The 15,820-nt window shown below is 70.4% G+C and carries 17 protein-coding genes and 1 tRNA gene; 8 read left to right on the forward strand and 10 right to left on the reverse strand.

The window, feature by feature from the left end; all coding sequences use genetic code 11:
• Window positions 1-331: 331 nt before the first annotated feature.
• The 4 genes from rpsT to BLR95_RS08130 form a co-directional block, all read right to left on the reverse strand.
• Window positions 332-604 carry a 30S ribosomal protein S20 gene (rpsT, locus tag BLR95_RS08115; RefSeq protein ID WP_092618131.1) on the reverse strand — a complete coding sequence of 91 codons (273 nt, stop codon included), beginning with the start codon at window positions 602-604 and terminating at the stop codon, window positions 332-334.
• A 123-nt stretch (window positions 605-727) separates the two neighbouring features.
• Window positions 728-1,993 carry a Coenzyme F420 hydrogenase/dehydrogenase, beta subunit C-terminal domain gene (locus BLR95_RS08120; RefSeq protein WP_092618133.1) on the reverse strand — a complete coding sequence of 422 codons (1,266 nt, stop codon included), beginning with the start codon at window positions 1,991-1,993 and terminating at the stop codon, window positions 728-730.
• Window positions 1,994-2,073: 80 nt separating this feature from the next.
• Complete coding sequence (locus BLR95_RS08125) at window positions 2,074-4,149, reverse strand: sensor histidine kinase (RefSeq protein WP_143130963.1); 2,076 nt, start codon at window positions 4,147-4,149, stop codon at window positions 2,074-2,076.
• 170 nt (window positions 4,150-4,319) lie between these two features.
• A complete protein-coding gene (locus BLR95_RS08130; protein WP_092618139.1) occupies window positions 4,320-5,132 on the reverse strand; it encodes a substrate-binding periplasmic protein in 813 nt (270 codons plus the stop codon).
• Window positions 5,133-5,630: 498 nt separating this feature from the next.
• Between BLR95_RS08130 and rsxA the strand changes: the two genes are divergently transcribed.
• The 7 genes from rsxA to BLR95_RS08165 all read left to right on the forward strand — a co-directional run bounded on the left by rsxA (window position 5,631) and on the right by BLR95_RS08165 (window position 11,587).
• A complete protein-coding gene (gene rsxA / locus BLR95_RS08135) occupies window positions 5,631-6,212 on the forward strand; it encodes an electron transport complex subunit RsxA (RefSeq protein ID WP_092618142.1) in 582 nt (193 codons plus the stop codon).
• Window positions 6,213-6,382: 170 nt separating this feature from the next.
• Window positions 6,383-6,967, forward strand: coding sequence for an electron transport complex subunit RsxB (rsxB, locus tag BLR95_RS08140; RefSeq protein WP_092618145.1), 585 nt, complete (start codon window positions 6,383-6,385; stop codon window positions 6,965-6,967).
• Window positions 6,968-6,999: 32 nt separating this feature from the next.
• Complete coding sequence (rsxC, locus tag BLR95_RS08145; RefSeq protein WP_245689364.1) at window positions 7,000-8,661, forward strand: electron transport complex subunit RsxC; 1,662 nt, start codon at window positions 7,000-7,002, stop codon at window positions 8,659-8,661.
• Entirely contained in the window at window positions 8,658-9,749 is a 1,092-nt protein-coding gene (locus BLR95_RS08150) for an RnfABCDGE type electron transport complex subunit D (RefSeq protein WP_092618149.1), read from the forward strand. The genes rsxC and BLR95_RS08150 overlap by 4 nt, the downstream gene beginning before the upstream one ends.
• Entirely contained in the window at window positions 9,746-10,390 is a 645-nt protein-coding gene (gene rsxG, locus BLR95_RS08155) for an electron transport complex subunit RsxG (protein WP_092618151.1), read from the forward strand. The genes BLR95_RS08150 and rsxG overlap by 4 nt, the downstream gene beginning before the upstream one ends.
• A 7-nt stretch (window positions 10,391-10,397) precedes the next feature.
• Window positions 10,398-11,093 carry an electron transport complex subunit E gene (locus BLR95_RS08160; protein WP_092618153.1) on the forward strand — a complete coding sequence of 232 codons (696 nt, stop codon included), beginning with the start codon at window positions 10,398-10,400 and terminating at the stop codon, window positions 11,091-11,093.
• Window positions 11,094-11,128: 35 nt separating this feature from the next.
• A complete protein-coding gene (locus tag BLR95_RS08165; protein WP_245689366.1) occupies window positions 11,129-11,587 on the forward strand; it encodes an RnfH family protein in 459 nt (152 codons plus the stop codon).
• Window positions 11,588-11,639: 52 nt separating this feature from the next.
• On the opposite strand, the gene BLR95_RS08170 is transcribed toward BLR95_RS08165, so the two are convergent.
• The 6 genes from BLR95_RS08170 to BLR95_RS08195 form a co-directional block, all read right to left on the reverse strand.
• Window positions 11,640-11,716, reverse strand: a tRNA-His gene (locus BLR95_RS08170).
• Between the two features lie 306 nt (window positions 11,717-12,022).
• Window positions 12,023-12,466: an HIT domain-containing protein gene (locus tag BLR95_RS08175; protein WP_092618155.1), complete on the reverse strand. Its 444-nt coding sequence runs from the start codon at window positions 12,464-12,466 to the stop codon at window positions 12,023-12,025.
• Window positions 12,466-13,554 carry a site-specific DNA-methyltransferase gene (locus BLR95_RS08180; RefSeq protein WP_092618157.1) on the reverse strand — a complete coding sequence of 363 codons (1,089 nt, stop codon included), beginning with the start codon at window positions 13,552-13,554 and terminating at the stop codon, window positions 12,466-12,468. Before BLR95_RS08180 ends, BLR95_RS08175 begins: the two co-directional genes overlap by 1 nt.
• Window positions 13,555-13,729: 175 nt before the next feature.
• Entirely contained in the window at window positions 13,730-14,401 is a 672-nt protein-coding gene (locus BLR95_RS08185) for a ribonuclease HII (RefSeq protein ID WP_092618159.1), read from the reverse strand.
• Between the two features lie 8 nt (window positions 14,402-14,409).
• Entirely contained in the window at window positions 14,410-14,577 is a 168-nt protein-coding gene (gene ccoS, locus BLR95_RS08190; protein ID WP_092618161.1) for a cbb3-type cytochrome oxidase assembly protein CcoS, read from the reverse strand.
• 5 nt (window positions 14,578-14,582) lie between these two features.
• Window positions 14,583-15,374: an SDR family NAD(P)-dependent oxidoreductase gene (locus BLR95_RS08195; protein WP_092618163.1), complete on the reverse strand. Its 792-nt coding sequence runs from the start codon at window positions 15,372-15,374 to the stop codon at window positions 14,583-14,585.
• A gap of 64 nt (window positions 15,375-15,438) precedes the next feature.
• On the opposite strand from BLR95_RS08195, the gene BLR95_RS08200 reads away from it, so the two are divergent.
• The gene (locus BLR95_RS08200) at window positions 15,439-15,741 is read left to right on the forward strand and encodes a superinfection immunity protein (protein WP_092618165.1); all 303 of its coding nucleotides are present in this window, start codon (window positions 15,439-15,441) and stop codon (window positions 15,739-15,741) included.
• The last annotated feature ends 79 nt before the right edge of the window (window positions 15,742-15,820 follow it).

The raw sequence follows: 15,820 nt of genomic DNA on the forward strand, positions 1-15,820 counted from the left end.
TTGACTCAAAGGAAAGCGTGCCGGCTCAAACGCTTTTCCGGGCCGCCTTCATGCCAAGCGTGAATGGCGCAAAACACGCCCGGGTGGTGCATCGCGGGTGGCAGTCGCCTTGGTGCCGCCCCCCTGTCGCGCCGTGCCGGTGGCGGCCTGTCGACTCGTCGTCAAGCCAGTCCGTCAAGCCAATCCGCCAAACCAATCCACCAAGCCGATCCGGCAAACAAAAACGCCGCCCCCGGAGAGGGCGGCGTTGGCGCGGCGTGCAGCCCGATCAGCCGGCGGAAAGGCCCTTCAGGGGGCCCGCCGGCGGATGGATCGTCGACGCTCGGCGGGCTTACTGGGCGCCGGCCAGATCGCGCACCCGCGCGCTGAGGCGCGACACCGTGCGCGAGGCGGTGTTCTTGTGCAGCACGCCCTTGTTGGCGCCGCGCATGATCTCGGTCTCGGCCTCGCGGAAGGCCGTCAGGGCGGCCGCCGGGTCCCCCGAGGCGATGGCCCCGTGCACCCGCTTGATGAACGACCGAATGCGCATCATCCGGGCGTGGTTGATCACCCGACGACGCTCGTTGCGACGGATCCGGGTTTTCGCCGACTTGTGATTGGCCATGTCCGACTGATCTCTCAACAATCTGCTGGGTGAGGAACCCACGGGGTCGAAAAAACAAACCCGGCCGAAGACAGACTGCCCCCTGGCCGGAGGGACGCCTTATATACCCGCCCCCGGGAGGCGTCAAGTCCCGTCGGAGAGCCGTTCTCCGCCGCCCCGTTCGTCGGGCGTCGGGGTCAGGCCATAGGGCTCGGCCAGGCGCCAGACGTGCTCGGGGACCATGCGCTGGAGCCGTTTGGGGTGGGCGTGGCGCAGGTGGACGATGGTCTCCAGCGCCTTCATCTCCAGCCGGGCGCGGGCCAGTTCCAGGCCGCGCGGCCCGGTGCGCGGCATCAGCCAGGCGACGATGGGGCGCGCCCAGTCGGGCATGGCGCGGGTCGGCAGGCCGCCGGCGGCGCGTTCGGTGTTGGCCAGGAAGCCCTTGACCGAGCCGGTGCGCTTGCCGGCGTCGCCCAGCTCGGAGAGCACCACCTCGTCGCCCAGCAACTCGAGCAGCCCGGCCCCCTTCTCGTTGCGCACGATCAGCCACTGCTCGCCCTGGCCGGCCATGTAGCCCACGGTGAGGTCGGCCAGCACGTTCACATAGTCCACACAGGTCTTGCAGGTGAGCGGGAAGAAGTCGGCCGGCAGCTTCGACAGGGGCAGCTTGAGGAAGGGGATGCGCCGCGTCGCACGGTCGGAAAAGCGCAGCTCCACATGGTAGTCGGGCATGAACTCAAGGTAGGTCACGCGCTCCGGGGCGTCGGTCAGCAGGCCCAGGAAGTGGTGGAAGTTCTCGGTCGAGGTGTTGTCCGAGCAGGGGATGCCGATCACCGTGATCTCGTCGAAGCCGAGCTCGGCCTCGAGGGCGCGCAGGGGGTAGATCTGGCAGGGAATGCCGATCACCCCCAGCCGGCGGATGCCCCGCTGGCGCGCCGTCTCGAGCAGGGCGAGCAGCGGCGCCACCCCCATGCGCATCCCCCGGCAGCCGGCCAGCTGCGCCGGCTCGGTGATCAGCACCGGGCGCGGGCGCCATGGGTCGGCCGGGTCGGGGGCGGTGGCGAGCACCGCCTCGACCCGCCCCGACTCGAGCAGCCGCTGGCCCAGGCGGGTGGTCAGGCCGCTCCACTGGGCGCCCGGACGGGGCGGCTCCAGGCGGGCCCGGTGCATCGCCCGGTAGGGGCCGAAAAAGCGCTCGTCGCCGCGCCCGGGGTCGCGCGCCCGGCCGTGGACGCGGGCCTCCAGAGCCGGGTAGTCGGGGGCCATGAACTGGCAGGCGCGGCCGCAGCGGCGCGGCTCGGCGGTGCGCGACAGGCCACAGTCGGTGCACAGGTCGCGGGCCACCGGCGGGGCCAGCGGCGGCGTTTCGGGCGCGGTTTCGGGCGCGGTTGCGGGGGCGGTGTCGGGCATGGGCTCCTGGCCTGACGGGGGCGGCGCGGGGGCCCCCTGAATAGGCGATTTCGCCGCCCCCGCCAAGGCGCCGCGGAGGTTCAGGAAGCGTGGCCGGGCAGCTCCAGGGTGACCGTGGTCCCGGCGCCGGGGCGGCTTTCCACCGTCAGGCGGCCGCCGTGCAGGGCCATGATGCGCTGCGACAGCGACAGGCCGAGGCCGGTGCCCTGCTGGCGCCGGGTCATGCTGTCGCCGTGCACCCGCTCGAAGGGTTCGAGGGCCAGGGTGATCTGCTCGGGGGTCATGCCCAGCCCGGTGTCGGTGACGATGATGCGGTGGGTCCTGGGGTCGCACTGGGTACGCACGGTGATGGTGCCGCGTTCGGTGTATTTGATGGCGTTGCCGATGATGTTGAGGAAGACCTGCTTCATGCGCAGGGCGTCGGCGGTCACCGGGCCGCGGCAGTCGGCGTGGTTGGTCAGGGTCAGGCCCTTGTCCTGGGCCTGCAGGCGCAGGATCGACACCACCTCGTCGAGCAGGTCGATCAGGCAGACGGTTTCCGGATACAGGTCGAACTTGCCGGCCTCGATCTTGGCCAGATCGAGGATGTGGTTGATGGTTTCCAGCAGGTGGTGGCCGCTTTTCAGGACCAGCTCGGCGTATTCGGCGTAGGTTTCCGGCAGCGGACCGAAGGTGCCCCGGGCCATCAGGTCGGAAAAGCCGATGATCGAGTTGAGCGGGGTGCGCAACTCGTGGCTGACGTTGGCCAGGAACTCGCTTTTCGCCCGGTTGGCGAACTCGGCCTCTTCCAGGGCCTGTTCCAGCAGGCGCTCGTTGGTCAGGCGTTCGGTCAGGTCGGTCAGGGTGATGACCGAGGTGTCGGCGTCGAGCCGACCCCGCTTCAGGTCGACGATGCGGGTGCGGGTGTCCGGGTCGTGCAGCCGCCACAGGCCTTCCTCGACGTGGCCGGCGCCGCTGGCCGCGCCTTCAGGATGGGCCCACGGCAATCCGCCCAGACGCTGGCCGACCACGTCATCCGGTGGCCGACCGGTGATGCGCGTGAAGGCCGGGTTGATGGCCTGGATGCGCCCGTCGGCGTCGAGGATGGCCATGGCGTCCGAGGCGTTGGCGAACACCGAGCGGGTGATCGACACCGTGCGCAGGCGGTTTTCCAGGCTGGTCCGGCTCAGGGTTTCGCGCAGCAGCAGGCCGCCGCCGGTGAGCAGGGCGATCAGCGCGGCGGCGGCAAAGCCGAGCACCGTGCCATCGGTGGTCAACCAGGCGGCGCGGGCGTCGCGTTCGTTGACCGCGGCGATGGCGGCCAGCGGGTAGCGGCTGGACAGTTGCACCGCCACCTGTCCGCTGCCGTGGCTGTCGGGCAGGGGCAGCAGGGCGGTGCCCCGTCCCTCCTTGATCAGCCGGTTGAGGTCGAAGGGGCCGCAGTCCGGGGCGCTGTCCGGGCTGGCGTGCAGGATCGGCCGCCCGTCCAGGCGAGCCAGACAGACCGGGCTCGAGGGGCCCAGGTTGGCGTCGGTCAGAAGGTCGCGCAGGTGGGCCGGGTTGAGGGCGCCGATGATCAGCCGCGACGGCCGCCCGGGCGGATCGATGGGCAGGGCCACCGGCAGCACCTGGCGCGGCGAGGGGGGAGCACCGCCGTGCGTCGGCAGATAGCGGCCATCGCTCAGCCGCCCGATCCTCAGGCCCCGGTCGAAGCGCCGGTTGGCGCCGTCCAGGGTGGAGTCGTCGGCGGCCAGGCCGAGGGCGTGCAGGTCCAGTCTTTCGCCGACCTGACGGCCGGCGCTGTCGGCCAGGATGACGCCGTCGGCGTCGGCGATGGCGATCTGCCGCAGGTGGGGGGCGAAGCGCAGCAGGGCGGCAAGGCGCACCGAGAGCTCGGCCGACGGGCCGTCGGCGGGTCGCCGCTCCACTTCCTCGGCGGCGGCGACGAGCAGGGTCTCGGCCGACTCGATGGTCCGGGTCACCCCGGCCTCGGCCATTTCCGCCACCACCCGGGCGATCCGTGTCTGTTGCGCCAGGTTGGCCTGGTAGTGGGTGCCCACGGCGAGGGCGAACAGGGCCGCCACGGCCAGCCCGAAACCGGCAATGATCCAGCTTGCCCTGCCCAGACGGAAGGGGAGAGGAGAGCGCCCCTCCGACAGAGGGGCAGGATCGGACATGGGGTTGGACATGTTCAATGAAGACTACCGCAAACCGCTTCCCCGACCGAGGGAAATCCCTGTTTCCGGACCAGGGGGCGGAGCGCCCCCGGGGCGGCCCCGGGGGCGCTCCGAGTCGGCGTCCGGCCGCCGCGGAGTCGCTCCGCCCCCGGGTGGCCGCCGGGGTGGGCTCAGGGGGCCAGGATCGGGGTCAGGCCATGCTTCTCGCCGGCGGCGGCGAGGCGGCCGTCGGCCTTGACCTGACGCACGAAGGCATCGACCCGGGCCAGCCAGGCCGGCTCGTCCTTGGGCACGGCGTAGGCATAAGGGGTCGGGGCGACCGGCTGCGGCGGGGCGATCAGGCGCGCCCAGTCGGTCAGGTCGGCCATCCGCTTGCCATAGGGGAAATCGGTCATGAAGACGTCGGCCCGGCCGCTTTGCACTTCCTGTTCGCGGGCCTTGAAGTCGTCGACCACCATCAGTTCGGCCTGTTTCAGGCGGCCGCGCATCTCCGGCTCCATGTAGGTGCCTTTCATCACCACCACCACATGGCCGGGTTGGTCGATGTCGGCCCAGTCGGTGATGGTCGGGTGGCGGCGGTCGGCCACCGCGTACATGCCGCTGACCAGATGCGGCGCCGTGAAGTCCATGTGGCGGGCGCGGTCGGCCCGCACCCCGACGGCGTGCATGGCGACATCGCAGAGGTCGCCGGTCAGGTTGGCGACGAGTTCGGCGAACGAGCTGTCGACGAAGTCGACCGCGACCCCGAGGTCGTCGGCCAGGGCGCGGGCCATGTCGATGTCGATGCCTTCCAGCTGGCCGGTGCGCGGGTTGCGGTAGGTGATCGAGTAGTAGTCGGGCCAGATGCAGACCCGCACACTGCCCCGCGCCTCGATCGCCCGCAGGCGGTCCGGCGCGGAGCCCTCGGCGCTGGCGGGCCGGGGGGCGGTGGCCAGCGCCAAGCAGGCGGCGGCGAGCAGGCAGGGCAGCAGGCGGCGGGGCATTGGCGGGACTCCCGGCTGGGGGAAACGGGGCGGCGCGCGCTCCGTCGGGCAGCGTATGCAACACGAGCATATGCAAAAACCGAAATGCTGCCCAGGCGAAGTGTGGCCGGTCGGCCATGGTCCTCATTTTGTTGCGCGGGGGTAGGGCAAAGGGCAACAAAGCTTTGACCTTGGGGCCAAGCTGTGGAACTTATGGGCCGCCCGGCGCCCCCGCGCGCCGGTGTTGCGTCGCACAGGCGTAACGCCCGCGTTGTGCGGCGCACAAGAAACCGTCATAATGGCTGACACCAGGGAGGAAGATCGCCCCCCACCGCGCGGCAGAACGGCGGGGGCGGGCGGCGGGTCCGTGCGTTGAGGGGAGTACCCGGAAAAGGCCGTTTCATGGACCCCATAGAACGGTTTGCCGGGCTGCTTCGGGCGGTCGCGGGGTTGGTGTGGCGTCGAACCGGGCGCCGCCGGTCCGTGATGGATCTGGTTTCAAGGGATCGAACCGACGGTATGAGCGAGTATGCCCTGATCATTCTGGGGACCGCCCTGGTCAACAACGTGGTGCTGGTCAAGTTCCTTGGTCTGTGCCCGTTCATGGGGGTGTCCAACAAGCTGGACTCGGCGCTGGGGATGGGCTTTGCGACCACCTTCGTGCTGACCCTGTCGGCGGCCCTGAGCTGGCTGCTCGAGGCCTACGTGCTGGCGCCGCTCGGCCTCGGCTTCCTGCGCATCCTGACCTTCATCCTGGTCATCGCGGCGGTGGTCCAGTTCACCGAGATGGCGGTGCGCAAGATGTCGCCGGCGCTCTATCAGGTGCTGGGCATCTTCCTGCCCCTGATCACCACCAACTGCGCGGTGCTCGGGGTGGCCCTGCTGAACCTTCAGGAGGGGCACGATTTCCTGCAAAGCGTGCTGTTCGGTCTGGGCGCGGCGCTCGGCTTCACCCTGGTCATGGTGATGATGGCCGGGCTGCGCGAGCGCCTTGCCGTCAGCGAGGTGCCCGAGGCCTTTGCCGGGGCGCCCGTCGGCTTTGTGGTGGCCGGCCTTCTGTCGCTGGCCTTCATGGGATTCGCCGGGTTGGCCCCGGCCTAGAGGCGCCGCGGAGCCGTCGTTGGCGACGGTGACGGTGAGCCACGGTGATCCACGGTGACTCATCGTGGGTGGCCGGCGCCTTGCAGGGTCGCCGTCCGGGCGAGGTGGGTGGTTTTTCGGTTTCGCGTTGGATTTCGTTGTGACAGTGGGCCAGGGAGGCCAGTTGAACGATGGTGGCGGCAATCGTCAGTCTGACCGCTCTCGGGGTCATCCTGGGCGCTCTTCTCGGCATCGCGGCGCGGCGCCTGAAGGTGGAGGAGAATCCGCTGCTGGCGCAGGTCGAGGCGATCCTGCCTGGCACCAACTGTGGCCAGTGCGGCCTGCCCGGCTGTCCGGCCGGGGCGCGCGCCCTGGTCGATGGCGAGGCCCCGGTCACCCTGTGCCCGCCGGGCGGCCGGGCGGTGGCCAAGCAGTTGGCCGAGCTGCTCGGGGTCGAGGCCGACCTGTCGGCGATGGCCGACAAGGAGCCGCGCATCGCCTTCATCAACGAGGACCTGTGCATCGGCTGCACGCGCTGCTTCCAGCGCTGCCCGGTGGATGCCCTGATCGGGGCGCCCAAGCAACTCCACCAGGTGATCAGCGATGTCTGCACCGGCTGCGAATTGTGCATGAACATCTGTCCCACCGAGTGCATCCATATGGTTCCGGTCACCCCGGACCTGCGCAACTGGTACTGGCCCAAGCCCGAAATCGTCCCCGGCCGGCCGCCGGCCGCCGCCAACGCGGAAGGCCCCGAGGCCGGGCGGGCCGCCTGAACCCCGTCGAGATCGGGTGGTGAGGTAGTGAAATGAGCGTGATGAAACTGTTCAAGGTGCGTGGCGGGGTTCACCCGGACGAGCGCAAGGACCTGAGCGCCGAGCGCGCCATCGAGCCGTTGCCGATTCCGGCCCTGTTGCAGATTCCGTTGCTGCAACACATCGGCGTCCCCGCCGAGCCGGTGGTCGAACGCGGCCAGACGGTGCTGAAAGGTCAGTTGCTGGCCGCCGCCGATGGCCCGGTCTCGGCCCCCGTGCACGCCCCCACCTCGGGGCTGGTGCTGGGCATCAGCCGCCAGACGGCGCCCCATCCCTCGGGCCTGCCGGTGCGCACCATCGCCCTTCGCCCCGATGGCCTGGACCAGTGGGCCGGCCCCGAACAGGGCCGCCCCGAACCGGCCGAGGTGGACAGCCTGAGCCCCGACGAGATCGCCCAGCGGGTGGCCTGGGCCGGCATCGTCGGCATGGGCGGGGCGGTCTTCCCCTCGGCCGCCAAGCTCAACCTGCGCAATTCGCACCGGCTCGACACGCTGATCATCAACGGCGCCGAGTGCGAGCCCTACCTGACCTGCGACGACCGGCTGATGCGCGAGCGCACCGACTCGGTGCTCTCCGGCATCCGGGCGCTGAAGAAGGCGCTTGGCGTCGGGCGCGCCCTGATCGCCATCGAAAGCAACAAGCCCAAGGCCCTGGCCGAGATGACCCGGCGCATCGGCGAGCTGGGCGACTCGGGCCTGCGCGTGGTCCGCGTGCCGACGCGCTACCCCATGGGCTCGGAAAAGCACCTGATCCTCGCCGTCACCGGGCGCGAGACCCCGGCCGGCCGGCTGCCCGCCGACGTCGGCTGCGTGGTCCACAACGTGGCCACGGCGCACGCCATCGATCAGGCCATCCGCGAGGCCCGGCCGCTGATCTCGCGGGTCGTCACGGTGTCCGGCGGCGCGGTGCGCGAGCCGCGCAATCTGGAAGTGATGATTGGCACCCCGGTCAACGAGCTGCTCGATGCCTGCGGCGGCCTTTCCGCGCCGGCCGACAAGCTGCTCATCGGCGGCCCGATGATGGGCATCCCGGCGCCGTCGACCGAGGTGCCGGTGGTCAAGGGGGCCTCCGGCGTGCTCGCCCTGACCCGGGCCGAGACCCGCAAGCGCCAGCCCATGCCCTGCATCCGCTGCGGCCAGTGCGTCGAGGTCTGCCCGTGCGGCCTGGTGCCGACCGAGATGATGACCCGGGTGCGGGCCGAGAACCTCGACGCGGCGGCCAAGATCGGCCTCAACGACTGCCTGTCGTGCGGCTCGTGCAGCTATGTCTGCCCGTCGCACATCCCGCTGGTCCAGTACTTCAACTACGGCAAGGGGCGCCTGAAGGCCCAGGCCTTCGAGAAGCGCCAGCAGGAGGTGACCCGCCGGCTGGCCGAGAAGCGCACCGAGCGCATGGAGCGGCTGGCCGCCGAGAAGAAGGCCATGCTGGCCAAGCGCAAGGCCGAACAGGCGGCCCGCAAGGCGGCCGAGGAGAAGGCCGAGGCCGAGGGGCAGCCCAAGCCGGGCGCCAAGGCTCCGGCCGCCCAGGCTCCGGCGGCCAAGGCGGCGCCGGACAAACCGGCGCCCGAGCCGCCCCCCAACCAGCCGGCGGCCAACCAGGACGCGGCCAACCAGGATACCGCCGTCGAGCCCCCGCGGGAGGCCGCCGCCCAATGAGTTCCCAGCCTTTGTCGGCCGCCCCGCACGCCCACCAGGAGGCCAGCGTGCGGCGCATCATGCTGCTGGTCGCCGCCGCCCTGCTGCCGGTCACCCTTTACGAGCTGTGGCTGTTCGGCTGGCCGGCCATCAACCTGCTGACCGTCACCCTGCTCAGCACCCTGCTCGCCGAGGCGGCCTGTCTGGCCCTCGCCCGGCGGCCCATCCTGCCCTTCCTGACCGACGGCTCGGCCCTGCTCACCGGCTGGCTGTTGGCCCTCAGCCTGCCTCCGGTCGCCCCCTGGTGGACCGGGGTGGTCGGCGGCGTGGTGGCGATGGCCATCGGCAAGCACGTCTTCGGCGGGGTGGGGCAGAACCTGTTCAACCCGGCCATGGTGGCGCGCGTCGTGCTGCTCATCTCCTTCCCGCTGGAGATGACCCGCAACGCCGGCCCGATGCGCCTCACCGACCCCGACGCTCCCGGCTTCCTCGACGGTTTGGCCATCACCTTCGGCGGCGGCGCCAACCTCGATGCCCTGTCCAGCGCCTCGCTGCTCAGCCACGCCAAGACCGAGTTGAGCCGGGGCGTGCCGCTGACCGAAAGCCTCTCCGGCCTTTATGACCCGTGGGCCCTGGCGGTGGGCACGGTGCCCGGGGCGATGGGCGAGACGGCGGCCCTTTTGATCCTGCTTGGCGGCCTGTTCCTGATCTTCATGCGGGTCATCAGCTGGCACATTCCGCTGGCCATGCTGGGCACCCTGGGCGCCCTGGCCGGCGTCTTCCACCTGATCGACCCCAGCCGCTACGCCGACCCGCTGTTCCACCTGTTGGCCGGCAGCGCCATGCTGGGCGCCTTCTTCATCGCCACCGATCTGGTCACCTCGCCGATCACCCGCCGGGGGCAGATCATCTTCGGGGCCGGGTGCGGACTGCTGGTCTACGTCATCCGCACCTGGGCCAACTATCCGGAAGGGGTGGCCTTCGCCATCCTCTTGATGAACGCCCTGACCCCGCTGATCGACCACTACGTCCGGCCGCGCGTCTTCGGGCGCACCGCCAAGGGGGCGCCGCTGACCTATCAGCCGGCCGACCGGGAGGCCGGCCAATGAGCGCCCCCTACCGCAGCGCCCCCTGGTTCCAGGCTGTCCTGCTCGGTCTGTTCGCCTGTCTGGCGGCGGTCCTGCTGGCCGGCGGCGACGAGGCCACCCGCGAGGACATCAAGGCCCGCAAGGCCGAGGATCTGGTCGCCTCGCTGAGCCAGGTGATCCCCCCCGAATCGCACGACAACAACCTGCTCGCCGACACCCTGAGCGTGACCACCGGGGACGGCGACACCCGCACCGTCTATCAGGCCATCCGCGCCGAGCGCGTGGTCGCCGTGGCCTACATGGTGGTCGGCCAGGGCTACGCCGGGCCGGTCGAGGTGCTGATGGGGGTCGACGAGAGCGGCACCGTGCTCGGCGCCCGGGTGCTGGCCCACGCCGAAACCCCGGGCCTGGGCGACAAGATCGAACGGGCCAAGGACGACTGGATCGACTCCTTCGCCGGCCAGAGCTTCGACACCCTGCCCGAAGGTCGCTGGAAGGTGAAAAAGGACGGCGGCGTGTTCGACCAGTTCAGCGGCGCCACCATCACCCCGCGCGCCGTGGTCCAGGCGGTGAAGGGCGGGCTCGACTTCTTCCACGCCCGGCGCGACGAGCTTCTGACCATCCCCGACGCCGCGCCCGATCCCGAAAACCAGGAAAGCTAACGCCGCCATGTCCAGCTATCGCACCATCACCCGCGACGGCCTGTGGGACAACAACGTCGTCTTCGGCCAGATGCTGGCCCTGTGCCCGCTGCTGGCGGTCACCGGCACGGCGACCAACGGCCTGGGCATGGGACTGGCCAGCACCGTGGTCATGGTCGCCTCGGGGCTGGCCATCAGCCTGCTGCGCGGGGTGATCACCGAACAGGTGCGCATCCCCGCCTTCATCCTGGTCATCGCCGCCCTGGTCACCCTGGTCGACATGGCGATGAACGCCTGGATGCACGAGCTGTACAAGATCCTCGGCCTATTCATCCCGCTGATCGTCACCAACTGCGCCATCCTGGGCCGGGCCGAGGCCTTCGCCTCCAAGGAACGGGTCGGCCCCTCGGTGGTCGACGGGCTGATGATGGGCATCGGCTTCACCTTCGCCCTGGTGGTGCTGGGCGGGGTGCGCGAGATCATCGGCTCGGGCACCCTGTTCGCCAATGCCTCGCTGCTGCTGGGCGAGAGCTTCTCGTTCCTGGAAACCACCCTGATCCCCGATTACCGGGGCTTCCTTCTGTTCATCCTGCCGCCGGGCGGCTTCATCGCGCTCGGTTTCATCCTGGCCGGCAAGCGGCTGCTCGACGGCTGGCTGGGCCACAAGCCAGACCTGCTGGCCCCGGAAGAGGACGAGGATGACCCCCAGGCGGCCCCGGCCTGAGATCGACACCACCCCCGAATTCAAGGACGCGCCCCATGAGCGACACCGCCACCGCCGACGCGCCGGCTCCGCTGAAGATCGGGGTCGCCTACGCCACCGCCGCCCGTCAGGTGTGGCTGGAAGTCACCGTGCCGGCCGGGACCACCATCAAGCAGGCCATCGAAACCTCGGGCGTGCTCAAGCAGTTCCGCGACATCGATCTGGCCACCCAGAAGGTTGGCATCTTCGGCCGTCTGGCCAACCTGACCGACACCGTGAACGATGGCGACCGGGTGGAAATCTATCGCCCCATCACCGCCGACCCCCGGCAGGTCAAGCGCAAGCGGGCCGATGATGCCCCGGCCGGCGACAAGCCCCAGCCCGACCGCTTCAACCGCCCCGACGCCGACCGCGCCCGGATGCGCAAGGGCCCACCCCGGGCGGCCAACGAGACGGTCCAGGAAACCCTGGACAAGGACGCCTCGCCCGCCCCCATGCCCAAGGAACGGGGCTGAGAGCACACAAAAAACCCCCGGACATCACGTCCGGGGGTTTTTTGTCTGGGGATGGGGCGAGTAGACGGATTCGAACCGACGACCTCCTGGACCACAACCAGGCGCTCTAACCGACTGAGCTATACCCGCCATCACCAGAAGAACGGCTGTTTAAACGACCGCCACCCCGCCGTCAAGCACTGCCCGCCGGACATGGCACCAACCGGCGCCGCGCGATCCACGCAAAGGGGCGCTGCCCCTTTGAACCCCGCTGGGGAGGCCGGGGGCCTCCCCAGACCCCACCATGAATCAAAACCCCACCGAGGGGGGCTTGCCCCCCTCGGTGGGGTTTTAAGTCACGGCGGGGGTCCGGGGGGGCCCCTGGTCCCCCCGGCGGGGGTTCCAAGGGGGCGGCGCCCCCTTTGCGTTGATCACGCCGCGCCGGCTGGTGCCCTGTCAGACGGGTTGGCTGACGACCTGGAGGTTGCGTGGGGGGCGTTTCAGGGTTTCGCGCAGGTTGGTCAGGGTGTGGGCCAGGGTGGGGTGATCGTAGGCTTCGCTGGGCCGGGCGCCCCAGACCGGGTTGGGCCAGGCGGGATCGTTGGTGAAGCGGGCGATGACGTGGACGTGCAGTTGGGGCACCTGGTTGCCCAGGCTGGCGACGTTCATCTTGTCGGCCTGGGTGAGGTCGCGCAGGCATTGGGCGGCGTGGCTGGTTTCCTCCATCAGGCGGCCGCGGTCGTGGGCCGAGAGGTCCCACAGCTCGCGGATCTCGGCCAGCCGGGGGATCAGGACCAGCCACGGGTAGGTGCGGTCGTTCATCAGCCGCACCTGACACAGCGGCCAGTCGGTGACCAGGACGGTATCGGCGGTCAGCCGGGGATGGAGGTCGAAATCCATCAGTTCATGCGCTCGGCCAGTTCGGCGCGCACCTTCTGGCGCAGCACGTCGAGCGGCACCGGGGCGCCTTTCAGCTCGAAGTGCCAGAAGGTCCAGCCGTTGCAGCTCGGCGCCCCTTGCAGGGTGGCGCCGACCTGATGGATCGAGCCCTTGACGTCGGCGGCGATCAGGCTGCCGTCGGCGCGCACCCGGGCGGTGTGGCGGCGCTGGGCGTCGAACAGCACGGTGCCGGGTTTGAGCAGGCCGCGTTCGAGCAGGCTGCCGAAGGGGATGCGCGGTTCGGCCTTGCGCCCGGGGTTGTGCAGCAGGGCGGGATCGGTGCCGGCCTCGATGCGGGCGATGCGGGCGGTGGCGGCCTTGGCGTAGTCCTGGTCCTGTTCGATGCCCAGCCAGTGGCGGCCCAGGGCCTTGGCCACGGCGCCGGTGGTGCCGGTGCCGAAGAAGGGGTCGAGGATGACGTCGCCGGGCTGGGATGAGGCGAGGATGACGCGGTACAGCAGCCCGGCCGGTTTCTGGGTCGGGTGCAGCTTGTCGCCGCCTTCGGTTTTCAGGCGTTCCTGGCCGGTGCACAGGGGCAGGGTCCAGTCGCTGCGCATCTGGGTGCCGTCGTTCAGGGCCTTCATGGCGTCGTAGTTGAAGGTGTAGCGGGCGTCCTTGGCCTTGCTGCACCAAAGCAGGGTTTCGTGGGCGTTGGTGAAGCGGGTGCCGCGGAAGTTGGGCATCGGGTTGGACTTGCGCCAGACGATGTCGTTCAGGAGCCAGAAGTCGAGGTCCTGAAGCGCCGAGCCCACCCGATAGATGTTGTGGTAGCTGCCGATCACCCAGATGGTGCCGGTGTCCTTCAGCACGCGACGGGCGGCGGTCAGCCAGGCGTGGGTGAAGCGGTCGTAGGCGGCGCGGTCGTCGAAGCGGTCCCAGGCGTCGTCGACGCCGTCGACCCGGCTGTTGTCGGGGCGGTGCAACTCGCCACCCAGGCACAGGTTGTAGGGCGGGTCGGCGAAGATGACGTCCACCGAGTTCGCGGGCAGGGCATTCATCGCCTCGACGCAGTCGCCGAGGATCACGCGGTCGGTTTCAAGCGGGCTCATGGGGTGTCCCTGGAGTGGTGGAAGCCATGGGGACGATCCCGGATCGGCCCGTTGCCGACCGGTATGACGCAGGCCCGACTCGGCGTCAAGAATCAAGCCATATCAGTATGTTGGCCGGAGTCGCCTGAGGTTGGGCATGAACCACAGGATATGGAGTCCCGTTGGTCGCGGGGACTCAAGGGATGGTGGGGGTGTCACCCATCTGCAACAGGTCGCGCACCGGTTTGAAGCTGCGCCGATGGGCCGGGCAGGGGCCGAGGCGGGCCAGGGCGGCCTGATGGACGGCGGTGCCGTAGCCCTTGTGGCGGGCGAAGCCGTAGCCGGGGTGGGTGGCGTCGAGATCGACCATCAGGCGGTCGCGGGTCACCTTGGCGAGGATCGAGGCGGCGGCGATGGAGAGGCTTTTGCCGTCGCCGCCGACCAGGGGGTGGACCTGGACCGGGGCGGGCAGGGCGGGCGGGCGGTTGCCGTCGATCAGGGCGTGGGCGCAGGGGGCGCCCAGGGAGTTGCCCAGGGCCGCACAGAGGGTCTCGTAGGCGCGGGCCATGGCGAGGTGGGTGGCGGCCAGGATGTTGAGGCGGTCGATCTCCGCGACGCTGGCCTGCCCCAGGCCCAGGAAGATGCCGTCAAGGGTGGTCAGGGTGTCGGCCAGGGCGGTGCGGCGGGCTTCCGACAGGCGCTTGGAATCATCCAGGCCGGCCAGCCCGGGGTGGGCGGCGGCGGCCGGCGTCAGGACCACGGCGGCGGCCATCACCGGTCCCGCCCAGGGGCCGCGCCCGGCCTCGTCGATACCGCAGACGACGCCGCCCAGGGCGCTTTCGCGGCCAAGGTCGGGGCGCGCTTTCATGGACGGTTTCACGGGCGGTCATCCCCGGGGGGCGGTTCGTCGTCGTCGAACAGGATGCGTTGGGCGGCCCCGTCGAGGTCGTCGAACTGGCCGCTCCTGAGGGCCCACAGGAAGGCCCCCAGGCCGAGCAGGCCCAGGAACAGGGCCATCGGGATGAGGAACAGCAGGATGTCCATGGCGCTCAGTCGCCGGGCACCGGGACCACGCCGTTGAGGGCCAGCCGGCCGCCGTCGGCGTAGATGGTCTGCCCGGTGACGTAGCTGGCCGCCGCGCTGGCCAGGAACAGCACCACCTGGGCGATCTCCTCGGGCCGCCCGACGCGGCCCAGCGGGGTGCGCGACAGGGTGGCCTTGAGGGCCGCCGGGTTGTCGGTCAGGCCGCCCAGCATGGACGTGTCGATGGAGCCCGGGCCGACCGCGTTGACGCGGATGCCGTGCGGGGCCAGCCCCAGGGCCATGGTGGTGGTCAACTGGGCCAGTCCGCCCTTGCTGACGCAGTAGGGCAGGGCGGCCGGGATGGCCACCTTGGCGTTGATGCTGCTCATGTTGACGATGCTGCCCTGAATGCCCGCCTCGACCATGTGCCGGGCGGCCGCCTGGCTGGCCACGAAGGCGGCCTTGAGGTTGACCGACAGCACCTGGTCGAGCTGCTCCAGGGTGATGTCCAGCACGTCGCCGGTGATCAGGATGCCGGCGTTGTTGACCAGCACGTCGATCCGCCCGAAGGCATCGACGGCGGCGGCCACCGGCTCGGCGGCGCGCTCGGGCTGGCTCAGGTCGACGGTGGCGGCCAGGGCCCGGTGGCCGGCCTGGGTGAGCCCGGCCACCGCCTGGGCCAGGGCCTCGGCGTCGCGGTCGGCCAGCACCACCGCCGCCCCGGCCTGGGCCAGGGCGCGGGCACAGGCCAGACCGATGCCCTGGGCGGCGCCGGTCACCACGGCCACCCGGCCATCGAGGGTTTGCGTGTCGGTCATCGGGTCAGTTATCCTTTCAGCAACTTTCGCGGTTGTCTCTCTTCATGGCGCACGGGAGGAGACCATGAGCGAGCACGAACGGAGCGCCGTCTTTGTGGTCGCCGCCGCCATCGCCTACCTGCTGCCGTCGCTGGTGGCGCTCGGGCGGCGGCAGTGTTCCCGCGACGCGGTTTTCGTCATCAACCTTGTGCTCGGCTGGACCGTCATCGGCTATTTGTTTGTCCTCGCCTGGGCCCTCACCGGCGAGGCCGCGCCGCGTCGCCGCGATCTCCTGGCCACCGCCGCCAGCCTCAAGACATGCCCGCGCTGCGCCGAGGACGTCAAGGCTGCGGCCCATATGTGCCGCTACTGCGGCCACGAGTTTTAGGGCGCGTGCCGCTACTGCGGCCACGAGTTTGCTGGCCCGCTGGCTGGCGGGTCCCGTCCATGCCCTCCCCGGCGGGGGC

The sequence above is a fragment of the Roseospirillum parvum genome, from assembly GCF_900100455.1.
GTDB lineage: Bacteria > Pseudomonadota > Alphaproteobacteria > Rhodospirillales > Rhodospirillaceae > Roseospirillum > Roseospirillum parvum.

Excerpts from the sequence above, each read along its gene's own strand:
- rpsT (WP_092618131.1), bottom strand. The coding sequence starts at position 604 with ATGGCCAATCACAAGTCGGCGAAAACCCGGATCCGTCGCAACGAGCGT.
- BLR95_RS08200 (WP_092618165.1), top strand. The coding sequence starts at position 15,439 with ATGAGCGAGCACGAACGGAGCGCCGTCTTTGTGGTCGCCGCCGCCATC.
- BLR95_RS08125 (WP_143130963.1), bottom strand. The coding sequence starts at position 4,149 with ATGTCCGATCCTGCCCCTCTGTCGGAGGGGCGCTCTCCTCTCCCCTTC.
- rsxB (WP_092618145.1), top strand. The coding sequence starts at position 6,383 with ATGGTGGCGGCAATCGTCAGTCTGACCGCTCTCGGGGTCATCCTGGGC.
- rsxG (WP_092618151.1), top strand. The coding sequence starts at position 9,746 with ATGAGCGCCCCCTACCGCAGCGCCCCCTGGTTCCAGGCTGTCCTGCTC.
- BLR95_RS08175 (WP_092618155.1), bottom strand. The coding sequence starts at position 12,466 with ATGGATTTCGACCTCCATCCCCGGCTGACCGCCGATACCGTCCTGGTC.
- BLR95_RS08120 (WP_092618133.1), bottom strand. The coding sequence starts at position 1,993 with ATGCCCGACACCGCCCCCGCAACCGCGCCCGAAACCGCGCCCGAAACG.
- BLR95_RS08130 (WP_092618139.1), bottom strand. The coding sequence starts at position 5,132 with ATGCCCCGCCGCCTGCTGCCCTGCCTGCTCGCCGCCGCCTGCTTGGCG.
- BLR95_RS08150 (WP_092618149.1), top strand. The coding sequence starts at position 8,658 with ATGAGTTCCCAGCCTTTGTCGGCCGCCCCGCACGCCCACCAGGAGGCC.
- BLR95_RS08180 (WP_092618157.1), bottom strand. The coding sequence starts at position 13,554 with ATGAGCCCGCTTGAAACCGACCGCGTGATCCTCGGCGACTGCGTCGAG.
- BLR95_RS08195 (WP_092618163.1), bottom strand. The coding sequence starts at position 15,374 with ATGACCGACACGCAAACCCTCGATGGCCGGGTGGCCGTGGTGACCGGC.
- BLR95_RS08165 (WP_245689366.1), top strand. The coding sequence starts at position 11,129 with ATGAGCGACACCGCCACCGCCGACGCGCCGGCTCCGCTGAAGATCGGG.
- rsxC (WP_245689364.1), top strand. The coding sequence starts at position 7,000 with ATGAGCGTGATGAAACTGTTCAAGGTGCGTGGCGGGGTTCACCCGGAC.
- BLR95_RS08185 (WP_092618159.1), bottom strand. The coding sequence starts at position 14,401 with ATGAAAGCGCGCCCCGACCTTGGCCGCGAAAGCGCCCTGGGCGGCGTC.
- ccoS (WP_092618161.1), bottom strand. The coding sequence starts at position 14,577 with ATGGACATCCTGCTGTTCCTCATCCCGATGGCCCTGTTCCTGGGCCTG.
- BLR95_RS08160 (WP_092618153.1), top strand. The coding sequence starts at position 10,398 with ATGTCCAGCTATCGCACCATCACCCGCGACGGCCTGTGGGACAACAAC.
- rsxA (WP_092618142.1), top strand. The coding sequence starts at position 5,631 with ATGAGCGAGTATGCCCTGATCATTCTGGGGACCGCCCTGGTCAACAAC.